The organism is Bacteroides sp. MSB163 (assembly GCF_036416795.1).
GTDB classification, from domain to species: Bacteria; Bacteroidota; Bacteroidia; order Bacteroidales; family Bacteroidaceae; genus Bacteroides; species Bacteroides maternus.
The window spans coordinates 5,694,858-5,709,578 of record NZ_CP143867.1 but is presented as its reverse complement, the minus strand read 5'-3'; the positions used below and the strand labels follow the sequence as shown (position 1 = coordinate 5,709,578).

Genomic DNA, 14,721 nt, shown 5'->3' with positions numbered 1-14,721 from the left:
TTTGCTAATTAAACCAAATATTAATAATGGATTATTAATTGGAACAATAATAAAATGCCAACTTATTCAGTTGATGACCTACTATAACTAACATAAAATTCTTATGTGAGACTGATTGTTTGTCACACATTATTAAGTAAATATCAAGTCGTCTTATAAACAGTAAAATATCAAGCCCTTTATTAAGAACATAAAAAGAACATAGCAGAGTCCGTAAGCTTTATTATACCTTGACATTATTGGACAAGTTCCCAAAGTACTCAACAAGCAAAGAAAATCACAGGTAAGGTTGTAGACACTACAGGTGAACCTATCATTGGTGCCAGTGTATTAGTGAAAGATGCAGGTACAGGTACTGTAACTAATGTTGATGGCAATTTCTTTGTGGATGCCCAACTGGGTAACACATTAGTAATTTCATTCGTAGGATATACTTCGGCTGAAATAAAAGTAGGAACAGGAAGTGTATATAATGTTACTTTGAAAGATGATACTCAGACATTGAGTGAAGTTGTTGTAACTGCGATGGGTATCAAGAAGGAACGTAAATCATTGGGCTACGCAGTGGATGATGTAAATGCAAAAGAACTGATGAAGAACAAAAGTACTAATGCTATTAATTCTTTGGCTGGTAAAGTAGCAGGTGTAACGATTACGCAAACCTCAGGTGCAGCTGGTGCAGGTTCTCAGATTATTCTTCGCGGTGGAACATCACTTGAACGTGACAATCAACCCTTGTTCGTTGTTGATGGTGTTATCTATGATAATTCAACTTCAATAATAGGCAACTCTGCATACGATGGAATGAAAGCTTCAGCCACAACAGGTTCTAATCGTGTTATGGATATTAACCCGGAAGATATTGAGAATATGTCAATTCTTAAAGGACCTGCTGCATCAGCTCTTTACGGCTCTCGTGCAGCGGCCGGGGTTGTTCTTATTACTACAAAGAAAGGTAAGGAAGGTAGTGTTGAAGTAAATTTGAGTGCAAAATATCTCACTTCATGGGTTAAATCTCTCCCCGAAACTCAGTCAAGATATAAAAGAGGCTTTTATAATGGCCTTGATTCAAATGGTAAAGCCGTAGTGGATGATTTTACTACCAATTCTTGGGGAGAGGCTTATGCGGCAGGAGAAACTGCCTATGACAATGTTGGTGATTTCTTCCAGAATGGTGGTGCGTGGGATACTAATGTGAGCGTATCTGGTGGTAACAAGACTGGTAACTTTTTCTTGTCCGGTTCATTTTATGACCAAGATGGTATAATTCCTACTACTGGTTATACAAAGACGACTTTCCGTTTCAATGCTGAGCAAAAATGGAAAATACTTACATTTAATGCTAATGTTGCCTATTCTCAGGCTCGTACTGGCAAAACCTTAACATCTGCAGGACTTCTGACTCATCGGGTACAGGCTCTATGGTTGCTCTTTATGGATGGGCTCGTAGTGATGATATGAAGCATTATTTAAATGAGGATGGTTCAAAATACCGTATATTCGAAGGCCGGCAGGAGTTATCTGCTGATGTTGAAAATCCCTATTGGATGCTTGATAACTACAAACTTAAGGATGATACAGAACGTTTTACGGGTAGTTTCAGTGTGAAAGCTGATATTACGGATTGGTGGTGGATTTCTTATCGTATGGGTATTGATTCATATACGACGGAAAATAGTAATCGAATTGCAGAGGGAGCAGCTATAAAAGATCTTTGGCAAAATGGTATGATGAGTGAAAATTCCCTTCGTTACCAATATTTGTCTACCAATTTAATGACTAACTTTAGTAAGTCGTTTGGTGATTTTAACTTCAACTTAATGCTTGGCACCGCAACAGATGCCACGAAGTCGACAACGAACTATCGTTATGGCTGGAACTTTGTTATTCCAGGTTTCTATTCATTTGGTAATATTTCAACAGCTGATAAATATTTTGTTACAAATCGTAGTAAGCACCGTCTGGTCGGAGCGTTTGGTGAATTCCGTGTCGACTGGAAAAATACAGTGTTTTTGACTGCTACAGGCCGTAATGACTGGTCTTCTACGCTTCCTATAGAAAACCGTTCCTATTTCTATCCATCCGTCAGTGGAAGCTTGGTATTTACTCAGTTCTTGCAAGACAGGGGATTGATGGATGATAGCTTTCTTAGCTTTGGTAAGCTTCGCGTAAGTTGGGCCAGAGTGGGTAAAGATGCCAGTCCTTATGCTACAACTACTTATTTGGGAGATGCGGCAACAATGCTTGGAGGGATAACCGGATATGGAACAAGTTGGAGTCGTGGTAATCCGGTATTGAAACCCGAGATGACGGAATCAACCGAAATAGGTATTGAATTACGTTTCTTAAAGAACCGTTTGCGTTTCGATTACGCCTATTATACTAATAACTCACTTGATCAGATTATTTCTCCACGTGGTCCGCAATCTACGGGTTTCATATTCTTTGCCCAGAATATCGGTGATGTTTATAATAAAGGTATGGAATTGACAATCAGCGGCACTCCGATACAAACTAAAGACTGGACTTGGGATGCAAGCCTGAATCTTTACGGGAATCGTGGTACTGTTAAGAACTTGCCTGTAGGTACAGAAGTATTGTATGTTACAGATGTGCAATTTGGTGGCGCTCAGGCTGCGTCATTCAATGACGGTCCATTCTTGGGTATCTCCGGGTATCACTATAAATATACTGATGACGGTAAGGTTATTCTCGACCAATATGGAATGCCTACCTACGATAAGGATACCCGTATACTTATAGGTAACCGTGAACCTAAAGTTCAAGGCGGTTTCAATAATACAATCAGTTATAAGAATTGGACATTCAACATGTTGTGGGAGTTCCGGATAGGAGGTGATATATATAATGGTACGGATTACTATTTGGTTGGTAAAGGTCTTAGTGATTTGACTGCTAATCGTGAGTCGTTGACTATCACAGGTGCCCAGAAAGACGGTGATACCTATAAAGATGTAACTTATACATTTAATGCCAATGAAACTTATAACCTTAATGGTGCTCAGGTTTCAGGTAAAGAAGTAATTCAGAAATATTATACGGATTATTACTATCGTGAAGGTAATAACTATATCACTAAAGTTAATTCACTTCGTCTTCGTACAATTTCTTTGAATTATGAGCTTCCTAAGGCTTTTTTAGCCAAGATGGGTATAAAACGTGCAAACATATCTGCATCAGCTAACAACTTGCTTTTATTTACTAACTATCGGGGTGATCCTGAATCTTCATCTGCAGGCTCTGGTATTTCCGGCTCTGGCGCAACGGGCATTGACTACTGCTGTGTACCACCAACTGCTAGTTTTGCATTTGGCGTTAACTTAACATTCTAATTTTATTAACTACTAAAATTTAGAAATATGAAACTATTAAAATCAATTATATTAAGCATAGCAGCATTAATGACATTTGCTTCTTGTACCGATTGGCTAGATGTCAATGAGGATCCGAACACTCCGGCCCAGGCAGCTGTTTCTGTGACAACTTTACTTCCGTGGGTTCAATACCACTTGGCTTATGCAACCGGTTCACATGGGTATCGTTCGCAATTTATTTGTCAGGCATTCACTACTACTTCCCGCACACATCGTGACGGTTGTTCTGCGCAATGGGAGGCTACAAGTTCATTGAGTACTACTTCCTATCAACAATTCTTTGTTGGCGCAGGTCCGAATTTAGTAGATATGTATGATAAAGCTATCGAATCAGGAGCATGGCATTATGCAGGGGCTGCTAAATTACTTAAAGCCTATGGCTTTCTTTTAATGGCTGATATGTTTGGTGAAATGCCTTACTTTGAGGCTAACAGTGTGAGTCCTCACCCTAAGTACGATACAGGTGAAACCATCTATGTCGAATCCTTAAAGGACATTGATGAAGCCATTGAGCAGTTAGGGAAGACTCAGGTAGTGGGACAGCCGGCGTTGTCCGAAGGTGATAGTTGGAATGGTGGTAATATTGATAAGTGGATCAAGATGGCATATTTGTTGAAGGCTCGTACTATTAATCAAATGTCAAAGAAATCCGCTTATTATGATCCTGAAACTATCCTTGATTGTATAAGTAAAGCTCAACAGAGCATTGATGACGATACTTATATTGAATGTCAGGATATTAGAGAGTCTTCAAAAGACTTTATTTCTACTGACCCTATGCAAACCAATTATAATTGGAATCAAACTTATAATGGTAACCGCCATATTACATTACCGACAAAATGGCTTGTTAACCTCTTGACAGACTTTGACAATAAAGGCATTGAAGATCCGCGTACCGACAAGATTATAGCTTGGCGTCAATTCAGTGAGAAGGGAGTTAAAGTTTGGAGACGTGGCGCAGGTGTTGATATGCAATCGGATGTTCGCATACCGAATGGTATGGCAAATTTTATCAGCCGTAAAGATGGCGGTTGGAATCCATCCATAGACACTCGTGCATCAGACTCTATTTATGTAGGTATCTATGCGGGTTCTGTAGGCGTCTACAGCACACCTAACATTTTCTATCGGGCTGTTGATAATTGGTATCCCTCATCAGGTAATGTTTATGTTCGCCCTAATAGTCCTTATTTGTGGGCTACTTATTCCGAAGCTTGCTTTATTAAAGCTGAAGTCCTCTTCAAGCAGGGCAAAAAAGCGGAAGCTTTCAATGCCTATAAAGACGGCATTAAAGCCAATATAGATGAACTGAATAAGATGTTAACGATATGGACCGGTGACGCAGCTTATGCTGACTGTCCTTCAATGGGACAAATGGAACAGGCCAAGATAGACGAATTTCTAAATGGGGCTATCGGTACTGCATTAGACATTACATTGGAGAAGATTATGAGTCAGAAGTTTATTGCAATGCTTTACTCAACTGTGAATTGGAACGATATGCGTCGTCATGATTATAAGAATTATATGGGATGGCAAATGCCTTATGAATATTCTGTAAATGCAGCTTCACTGAAGGCTATTCCACAAGGTAAACAATGGCGGCGCATAAAGCAGTGTTCTCATGAAATCAATTATAATGCGGATCAGCTTAGAGCTATTCAACCCAACTATAATGATGATGACATCTGGACATATCCTGTATGGTGGGATTCAGCCGATTGAAAGTAATTTGTTTAATATGAAATAAGATATAGTGGAGACTTTTACCGTCTTCATTCATAAATGATGATTGGGGCAGCCGGTTCGTGAGAATCGGCTGCTTTTTGGGATATTAGTCTATAAAATTCCATAGTTTATAGAACGTTAATTTAAATATCTTAAAATATTGGGAATCTATATATTTCATTGATTATCTTTGCGCTCGGAAACAGAAATATGATTTTCTTTGAAGTTTCATAGAGATTTAATAAGATATTGAAGACTGTAACGGTCTTCATTCATAGATGATGATTGGGACAGTCGGTTCGTGAGAATCGGCTGTTTTTTGTTTCTGTTTGTTTGCATATCAACGGATGTAATGTTACTTTTGCCGAACGAGGTCAGGTGGCCTCGTTATTAACCTCTGAATAGCAATGGCACAAAGCAAGAAATTTATCTCTCCGGGAGCATGGTTTTCCATGCTGTATCCCGCGGACTGGAATGAGTTTGAAGATGGGGAAGGCTCTTTTCTCTTCTATAATCCAAGTGAGTGGACTGGAAATTTTCGTATCTCTGCATATAAAGGTAACGCTATGTATGGTCGGGAAGTTACCCGTCAGGAACTGAAAGACAATCCTTCGGCAGTCTCCGTTAAAATAGGAAGTTTGGCATGTGCTTACAGTAAGGAGATGTTTGAAGAAGAAGGGGCTTATTATACTTCTCATCTTTGGATTACCGGTGTGGATGATGTTGCCTTTGAATGTTCCTTTACGGTAAGTAAGGGAGCATCCGTGGCAGAGGCCGAAGCTGTTATCGCCTCATTGGAAATACGTAAAGAAGGAGTGAAATATCCGGCAGAGCTTATACCTGTCCGCCTGTCCGAAATCTACCAGATTAATGAGGCTTTTGAGTGGGTGACCACTACTGTAAAAGAACAACTGAAAAAAGATTTCCAGGGTATGGAAGAAGATTTGGACAGCATGCAACAGGTCATTGATAGTGGAACTATCGGTCCGAAGAAGAAAGAAGCATGGCTTTCCTTCGGTATTGCCATCTGTGTGATTCTTGCCAATGAAGTAGATGGGTTAGAATGGATGACCCTGATAGATGGTAATCGTGAAGTTCCTGTATTGCAGAACCTTACTACCGGAGAATGGATTGACCCCATGAAATTAGTGTGGAGCAAAGTGAAGGCAGGGGAATCTTGTAATCTGGCAGAAACCTACAAATCCTTACTCTGATCATTTGCTGACCAACCATAAATTATAAATCATAAATCTTAAACTGTGATTAGTTATCTTCAGATAGAAAATTTGACCAAGTCATTCGGTGATTTGGTATTGCTTGAGAATATTTCGCTCGGTGTGGCCGAAGGGCAACGTATCGGACTAATTGCCAAAAACGGCAGTGGTAAAACTACTTTGTTGAATATTATTGCCGGCAAAGAAGGGTATGACAGTGGAACCGTTTCTTTTCGTCGTGACCTTAGAGTCGGATATTTGGAACAAGACCCGCAATATCCTGAAGGACTGACCGTTCTGGAAGCTTGTTTCCATCATGGCAATACTACGGTAGAACTGATAAAGGAGTACGAACGTTGCATGGAAACAGAAGGGCATCCCGGTTTGGACGAAATTCTGGTGCGCATGGATCATGAAAAAGCATGGGAGTATGAGCAGAAGGCCAAGCAGATTCTTTCCCAGTTGAAGATAAGAAACTTCGATCAGCAAGTAAAGCATCTTTCCGGTGGACAGCTGAAGCGCGTGGCGCTTGCCAATACCCTTATCACTGAGCCTGACCTGCTGATTCTGGATGAGCCGACCAACCATCTCGATCTTGATATGACTGAATGGTTGGAAGATTACCTGCACCGCACAAACCTCAGTCTGCTCATGGTGACGCACGACCGTTACTTCCTCGATCGTGTCTGTACCGAAATCATTGAAATAGACAATCGTCAGATCTATCAATATAAAGGAAATTATAGCTATTACCTGGAGAAACGTCAAGAGCGTATCGATGCAACGAATGTTGAAATAACCCGTGCCAACAATCTGTATCGCACAGAGTTGGAATGGATGCGTCGTATGCCACAAGCCCGCGGGCATAAAGCGCGTTATCGCGAAGAGGCTTTCTATGAACTGGATAAAGTAGCTAAACAGCGGTTTAATAACGACAATGTGAAACTGGAAGTAAAGGCCTCCTACATCGGTAGCAAGATATTCGAAGCAGACCATCTGTACAAGTCGTTTGGTGACCTTAAAATATTAGAAGACTTTTCTTACATTTTTGCCCGTTATGAAAAGATGGGTATTGTAGGTAATAACGGTACCGGTAAATCTACTTTTATCAAAATACTGATGGGAGAGGAGAAGGCCGATAACGGAACGATTGATATCGGAGAAACAGTACGTTTCGGTTATTATTCGCAGGATGGCTTACAGTTCGATGAGCAGATGAAAGTGATTGATGTGGTACAGGATATCGCCGAAGTCATAGAGTTAGGCAATGGTAAAAAGCTGACCACTTCCCAGTTTCTGCAACATTTTCTCTTCACTCCCGAAACCCAGCATAGCTATGTTTATAAACTGAGTGGTGGAGAGCGCCGTCGCCTGTATCTGTGTACGGTATTGATGCGTAATCCTAATTTCCTTGTGCTGGATGAGCCTACCAACGACCTGGATATCATTACCCTGAATGTGCTGGAAGAGTATTTACAGAATTTCAAGGGTTGTGTTATCGTAGTAAGCCACGACCGCTACTTTATGGATAAGGTAGTAGACCACATGTTAGTCTTCAACGGTCAGGCAGATATCCGTGATTTCCCCGGAAATTATACCCAGTATCGTGACTGGAAAGAAGAAAAAGCCCGGCTGGAAAAGGAGAAAGAAAAAGAAGCCTCTAAACCGCAGGAAGATAAAACCGCTAAAGTGCGTCTGAATGAAAAACGCCGGATGTCCTTTAAAGAGAAAAGGGAGTTTGAACAGCTGGAGCAGGAAATCGCTACATTGGAGGACGAAAAGAAAACTATTGAAGCTGCCCTGTGCAGTGGCACCTTATCCGTAGAAGAACTCACAGAGAAATCAAAGCGTTTACCCGAGATCACGGATTTGATTGATGAAAAGACCATGCGTTGGCTGGAACTTAGTGAGATAGAAGAATGATGGGGTGATAAGGTGATAGGGTAATAAGGTGTTAAAATGATAAGATGATAAAATTATGAGCAACAGGACTGGAAATTTAACGAACTATCATAGTCATAGCTTATATTGCGACGGACGTGCTAATATGGAAGACTTTATCCGCTTTGCCCTAAGCGAAGGATTTACCTCTTATGGATTTTCTTCCCATGCCCCTCTGCCGTTTTCTACAGCGTGGACTATGGAGTGGGACTCTATGGATGACTATCTGGACGAGTTCCGTCGCCTGAAGGCTAAATATGCAGGACAAATAGAACTCTATATTGGTCTGGAGATTGATTATCTGAATGAGGAGAGCAATCCGTCTGTTGCCCGTTTCCGCGAATTGCCGTTGGATTACCGTATCGGTTCTGTGCACTTGCTTTATGATGATAAGGGAGAAATAGTGGATGTGGATGTGACGGCTGATAAATTCCGCAGACTTGTGGATAAACATTTCAATGGTGACCTGGTGAGAGTGGTACATCTTTATTACGACCGCTTGATGCGTATGGTGGAATTGGGTGGCTTTGATATTATCGGTCACGCTGACAAAATGCACTATAACGCATCTGCTTATCATCCCGGCTTACTGGATGAACCTTGGTATGATGCTTTGATTCAGGAATATTTTGATGCTATTGCCCGAAAAGGATATATCGTAGAGATTAATACAAAATCTTATCTGGAATTGGACACTTTCTATCCTAATGAACGCTACTTCCCTGTATTGCTTGAAAAGGGAATCCGTGTACAGGTTAATAGTGATTCCCACTACCCGGAGCGTATAAACAACGGACGCCTGCAAGCTTTGATGGCCCTGCAAGCGTCCGGTTATCACACTGTCACGGAGATGTACAATAATGAGTGGAAAGATATGCCACTCCTCATTCATACATAACTCCAGTGACTTTTTCTTATATATTATTTCTTCTTTAACAAGAAATCTTCAATTGCCTTTTGGTAAGTGGCTTTATCAGCTGCACCACGGAAAAGCTGAGGTTCTCCTTCCATCGGAATGAATACAAAGAGAGGAATGCTGCTTGCGTTGAATAATGCGGCAAGTTCACGTTCTTTGTCCACATTTACTTTGTAGATCACGATTTTTCCGGCGTATTCTTTTGCCAGATCTTTCATGATGGGCGCTGTCATGCGGCAGGGACCACACCAGTCGGCATACAAGTCAATGATGGCGGGTTTGTCACCCTTATATTTCCAGTCCTGGGATTTCTCGTAATCGAATACATCTTTAATAAACATATCCTTGTTCATTACGATTACTTCTCCGCTCTTGGCTTCTTTCTGTTCCGGTTCATTGGGTTGTGCTTTTGCTCCATCTTTGCAGGCGAATGTCAGTACGCTGGCAAAAATCAGAATGGCAAATGTTAGTACTTTCTTCATAATGTTTGTTCTTTATGAATTTTGCTCAATGACGCCTTTCAGCTCACTGCCCTTAATAACTCCGGAATGACGCCAAACGGCTTCACCTTTCTTGAATACGATAAAAGTGGGTACCGCTTGTATACGATACTTAGCAGCCAGTTCCTCATGTTGGTCTACATCGATTTTCACGATGCGGGCACCATCACCGATTTGTCCTTTCAGCTCTTCCAATACGGGATGCATTGCCTTACATGGGCCACACCAAGTTGCAAAGAAGTCTACTAAAACAGGTTTTTCTGATTGTATAAGTTCTTCAAATTTCTCCATAATCTTTTCCTTTCTGTTATTAATTCATTTTTTTATAAATACAATATTAGTGTCGTTGTCTGTATAGTGAACAGTTCGTGGTACTTTTTGTTCACGCATCATTATTCTTTATGTCTGTTTAGGGCATGTTTTGGCTATTTTTTAGAATACTTGTCATAATGAAACATTTTCCACTGGAAATCAATTCCTCTAAAAGAAACACCCCTACAAGTACTGCGTGGTGGTATTTGTAGGGGTGAGTCTAGTATTCCAAACAGGCTTCTGACTGCTCTTATTCTGTAATTGTCAGCTCCTTGATAATATGTGAGGCACCGGCATACTTCTCTATGATAAATAAAGTGTAGCGAATGTCTACGCAAGCTGCACGCTGTGAAGAGGGGCGGAAGGCTATATCTCCTGTAAGTCCTTCATAATTGCGGTCGAAACCTGTACCGATGAGCTCACCTTTGGCATTGAATACCGGACTGCCGGAGTTACCACCGGTGTTGTCTGTATTCACGATGAAGCAGATAGGCATTTCACCATTCGGCATGGCATAGCGTCCGAAGTCCTTGGCCTGATACAGTTGTTTTAATTTGGTGGGAATCACAAACTCCCAATTGTCGGGATCTTCCTTTTCCATGGCACCTTTGAGGGTGGTATAGTAACCATATTCCACTCCGTCAGCCGGTTCATAAGGCAATACTTTTCCATAGGTGAGGCGTAGGGTAGAGTTGGCGTCCGGATAAATGGGAGTACCTGCACTCCGTTTCAAGTCCATCATACCTTTTACCCATACCTTGTGTGCGGCATTGTAATTCTTGTTGGCGTCTGCCATAGCAATGGCGGTTTGCAACAGTCCGTCTGTGATGGAATGTTTGAACAGTACCATCCAGTCAAATCCCAACTTATACGAGCCCGGTTTTCGGATGAACTTTTCAAAGTTTTCCTTCTTGCCGAAGATAGAGTGGTCGAAACAAGCATCGACAAAGGCATCACTGTTACCTTTGAAACGTTTGTCAATGACCTCAAAGATGCTGATGCGTTGTTCCGCCGGGATATATTGCATATAGGTTTGCAACATTTTCTTGGCGACTGTACGTTCCACATCAGGGAAAGGTACGGAAGCAAAGTATTTGTCAGCGGCAATCTTCAAGCTATCAGCGGCAGTCTTTATCTGTGCCTTATCCTTACTTTTCAGGGCAGCCAGCATGGCAGAAGTGTTGGGGATGCGCATAAAGTCCAGGCCTGTCACCAATGCTTCCTGAATGGCTTGCTGATGATAGAGGGCAGGGCGGCGATGCTCAACGATACTGCGTATCTGATCGAATGCTTTCTGATAAGAATCATCGCCCTGTTCACGTCCGCGAGCCAAGAGTTGTTCCTGCTGGGCACGTTTCGTGTCGAGTACTTTCAGGCGGATAAGTCCTTCGTTCATACCAATGGCATTTTTCCAATAATTGGCAGAAGAGGCATACTTACTGGCATAATGGATACGTACAGCAGGATCTTTCTGCATTTGTTCCATCAATGCTTCCTGGCGAACACCACGTACATGATGGCGCATGAAATTAGTGGTTTGCATACGTTCTTCTACTTCGTCGGAAATCATATAGCGCCAGTTGCGTCCGGGGAATCCCATGACGAAAGTAAAGTCGCCTTCTTTGTAGCCGGCAAGGCTGATGGTAAGATGCTTTTTCACTTTCAGGGGAACATTATCCTTGGAGTATTCCACCGGATTTCCGTCCTTGTCGGCATATATGCGGAACAAAGAGAAGTCACCCGTATGCCGCGGCCACATCCAGTTATCGGTATCCGCTCCGAATTTACCTATAGAAGAAGGGGGTGCACCTACCATACGGATGTCACTGTAAGTGGTTTTAACAAACAGGTAGTAGCGGTTACCACCGTAAAAAGCTTTCAGTTCGAGCTTGCGTCCCGGTGTCAGGGCAATGCCTTGTTCGGAAGAGAAGCGCTCGGCTACTTCCTTCAGGTATTTGGGCGACAGGTAGTTTGTACCGTTGGGATCCGGATCTATCTTCAACTGTTCGTTGACGTAGTCTGTTACATCCAGGATTTCATCAATGTAAGTAATGGTAAGTCCTTTACAGGGAAGCTCTTCTTCGCGGTTCATTGCCCAGAATCCATCTGTCAGATAGTCATGCTCCACTGTACTGTGCTGTTGGATAGAACCATAGCCACAATGATGATTGGTCAGTACCAATCCTTCGGCAGAGATCACTTCGCCTGTGCAACCGCCACCGAAGTGAACCACTGCATCTTTCAGGGCGATGCCGTCAGGATTATAAATCTGGTTCACCGGGATTAGTAATCCCAGTTCTGTCATAGCGACTTCGTTCTGCTTTTGCAGATCGGTCAGCATCCACATGCCTTCGTCGGCGCGGGCGAATAGCCCGGCGGATGTAATAAATAATGAAAGTAAAATTCTTCTCATACAAAAGTGCTTTAGAAGGGTTTTTAAGGGGGGGATAATGAAGTAACGGCTGAATAGGAATGAAGTAACGATTGAACCTAATTCACTCGTTACTTCATTCCTATTCACTTATAGAGTCATTCCCCAATAGAGTGGTCTGTTACTCAACTATGTTCATTTCTTTAATCAAATGTTCGCATCCTCCCAGTTTTTCAAGGATGAACAGTACATAGCGGATGTCCAGATTGATACAACGTTGCAGGTTATTATCAAAATTGATGTCACCGCTGAGAGACTCCCAGTTGCCATCGAAAGCAGTACCGATTAATTCACCGTTTGCATTCAGCACGGGGCTACCGGAGTTACCACCGGTGATGTCGTTTGTGCTGAGGAAGCAAACCGGCATATCACCGTTGGGCAGAGCATAACGTCCGAAGTCTTTTTTCAGTATCAGCTCCTTCAGTTTGGCAGGAACTACGAATTCACGGTCTTCGGGATTTTCCTTTTCCAGAATACCGTCCGTAGTAGTGTAGTACTTGTAATGTACGGCATCACGCGGGTTGTATGATTTCACGTTACCATACGTCAGTCGAATGGTAAAGTTAGCGTCCGGATAAGAAGGAACGGGTTCTTTCATTTCGCCCAGTCCGCGGATGTATGCTTTGTGCAGCAATGCCAGTTCTTGGGAAGTACTGTTCAGTTCCTGTGCCAGTGACATCAGTTTTTCAATCTTGGCGCGTGAATATTGAGTTGCCAGATCCTTTTCGATAGCTTTTACCGTAGGTTTTTTGATGAACTTGTCAAAGTTGGCCTGGTTTGCCAGGATGGAATTGTCATACATGGCATCGATATAGGCATTATAGTCGCCTTTAAACTCTTTTTCAATAACCTGGTAGAAAGCCGGGCGTTGTTCTGCCGGAATAATTTCGGCATATACCGGGAAGATAGCTTTGGCTACTTTGCGGTCTACTTCATGATCGTAGTCTTTATTATGGATGTCAGCAAAGACCTCTTTCAACTGTTCGAGAGACTTATTGATGAGAGAGTCGTTCTTTTCTTCCAATCCCTTTTTCAGGTTATCCATAACCATGTACGGGCTACCGAATTCAATGGCACCACTGAATGCTTCCATCAGGTAGTAATACTGACCGGTCACCGGCATTGTCCGGTTTACAATGGCATCGATTTTTTCTACCACACCTTCATACTCCGGTTTACCTTTAGCGAATTCTGCGAATTTCTTCTCCTGTTCTGCCTTTGTACCCAGTACATCATTATCAATGATCGCTTTATTCATACCGATGGAGTTCTTCCAGTAATTGCTGCTGCCGGCATACTTGTTGGCATATTGAATACGAGTTTTGTCGCTGGCAGCCATCACTTCTTTCAACACGGCGAGGCGTGCGCCACGTATAGTGATACGCGGTTGATTCTGTGCTTCCATACGTTCCTTTACTTCCGATACGGTGAGGTAACGGCTTGTGCTTCCGGGGAAACCCATGATCATGGCATAGTCGCCTTCTTCCAGTCCCTTGATAGAGATAGGCAGATATTTGGGGGTCTTCAAAGGTACATTTGATGCTGCGTATTCTGCGGGATCACCGTTAGCATCGGCATAGATACGGAACATGGAGAAGTCACCCGTGTGGCGGGGCCACATCCAGTTATCCGTTTCACCACCAAATTTGCCTACAGAAGAAGGAGGTGCGGCTACCATACGTACGTCTGTGTACACCTTCTTATAGAACAAATAGAATTTATTTCCGGCATAGAACGGCAAAGCTTGTACTTCGATGCCTTTTTTACCTTTCAGATCGCTCTTCTCGAACAATTCTTTAGCCAGTTTATTGAGGAACGGGCGGGTGAGTGCATTTACTTCAGTTACTTCACCGGCAGCGATCTTTTGGTTTATGATGTCCGTAATGTCTTCGATACGGTCAACGAACTGGAATTTCAATCCCGGAGTAGGCAATTCCTCACCACGGTTTTTTGCCCAGAAACCATCGGTCAGGTAGTCATGTTCCACGCTGCTATGCTGCTGGATAGAAGCGTATCCGCAATGATGGTTTGTCAGAATCAGCCCTTCCGGCGAGATGATTTCACCTGTACAACCACCGCCAAAGATACCTACAGCATCTTTCAGTGATACTCCATTCGGATTGTACAAATCATCCGCTTCCAGTTTCAAACCTTGTTTTTTCATCAACTCAATGGAGTTCTGCTGTTTCATCAGTTGCAGTAACCACATTCCTTCGTCGGCACGTGCTGTAGAGCCGAACGCCAGCGCTGCTAGCGCTACTAAGTAGGTTCTAATTTTCAT

The 14,721-nt window shown here is 42.5% G+C and carries 10 protein-coding genes; 6 read left to right on the top strand and 4 right to left on the bottom strand.

What is annotated here, in order from left to right; translation table 11 throughout:
* The first annotated feature begins 333 nt into the window (after window positions 1-333).
* From VYM24_RS22515 to VYM24_RS22490, 6 genes are all read left to right on the top strand, one after another.
* Window positions 334-1,461 (top strand): TonB-dependent receptor plug domain-containing protein, encoded by a 1,128-nt coding sequence (locus VYM24_RS22515; RefSeq protein ID WP_330940986.1) that lies wholly within the window; start codon window positions 334-336, stop codon window positions 1,459-1,461.
* Entirely contained in the window at window positions 1,458-3,353 is a 1,896-nt protein-coding gene (locus tag VYM24_RS22510) for a TonB-dependent receptor domain-containing protein (RefSeq protein WP_330940985.1), read from the top strand. The genes VYM24_RS22515 and VYM24_RS22510 overlap by 4 nt, the downstream gene beginning before the upstream one ends.
* A 27-nt stretch (window positions 3,354-3,380) precedes the next feature.
* On the top strand, window positions 3,381-5,123 hold the full coding sequence (locus tag VYM24_RS22505; RefSeq protein WP_330940984.1) for a SusD/RagB family nutrient-binding outer membrane lipoprotein: 1,743 nt from the start codon (window positions 3,381-3,383) through the stop codon (window positions 5,121-5,123).
* 410 nt (window positions 5,124-5,533) lie between these two features.
* Window positions 5,534-6,340 carry a DUF3805 domain-containing protein gene (locus VYM24_RS22500; protein ID WP_291548820.1) on the top strand — a complete coding sequence of 269 codons (807 nt, stop codon included), beginning with the start codon at window positions 5,534-5,536 and terminating at the stop codon, window positions 6,338-6,340.
* A 45-nt stretch (window positions 6,341-6,385) separates the two neighbouring features.
* Window positions 6,386-8,263, top strand: coding sequence for an ABC-F family ATP-binding cassette domain-containing protein (locus tag VYM24_RS22495; RefSeq protein ID WP_330940983.1), 1,878 nt, complete (start codon window positions 6,386-6,388; stop codon window positions 8,261-8,263).
* A gap of 55 nt (window positions 8,264-8,318) precedes the next feature.
* Window positions 8,319-9,179 carry a histidinol-phosphatase gene (locus tag VYM24_RS22490; RefSeq protein WP_291548824.1) on the top strand — a complete coding sequence of 287 codons (861 nt, stop codon included), beginning with the start codon at window positions 8,319-8,321 and terminating at the stop codon, window positions 9,177-9,179.
* A gap of 23 nt (window positions 9,180-9,202) precedes the next feature.
* On the opposite strand, the gene VYM24_RS22485 is transcribed toward VYM24_RS22490, so the two are convergent.
* The 4 genes from VYM24_RS22485 to VYM24_RS22470 form a co-directional block, all read right to left on the bottom strand.
* Window positions 9,203-9,679 (bottom strand): thioredoxin family protein, encoded by a 477-nt coding sequence (locus VYM24_RS22485; RefSeq protein WP_007214478.1) that lies wholly within the window; start codon window positions 9,677-9,679, stop codon window positions 9,203-9,205.
* Between the two features lie 12 nt (window positions 9,680-9,691).
* Window positions 9,692-9,988: a thioredoxin gene (gene trxA / locus VYM24_RS22480; protein ID WP_007214477.1), complete on the bottom strand. Its 297-nt coding sequence runs from the start codon at window positions 9,986-9,988 to the stop codon at window positions 9,692-9,694.
* A gap of 271 nt (window positions 9,989-10,259) precedes the next feature.
* On the bottom strand, window positions 10,260-12,422 hold the full coding sequence (locus tag VYM24_RS22475; protein ID WP_291548826.1) for a S46 family peptidase: 2,163 nt from the start codon (window positions 12,420-12,422) through the stop codon (window positions 10,260-10,262).
* A gap of 139 nt (window positions 12,423-12,561) precedes the next feature.
* Window positions 12,562-14,721 (bottom strand): S46 family peptidase, encoded by a 2,160-nt coding sequence (locus tag VYM24_RS22470; RefSeq protein WP_330940982.1) that lies wholly within the window; start codon window positions 14,719-14,721, stop codon window positions 12,562-12,564.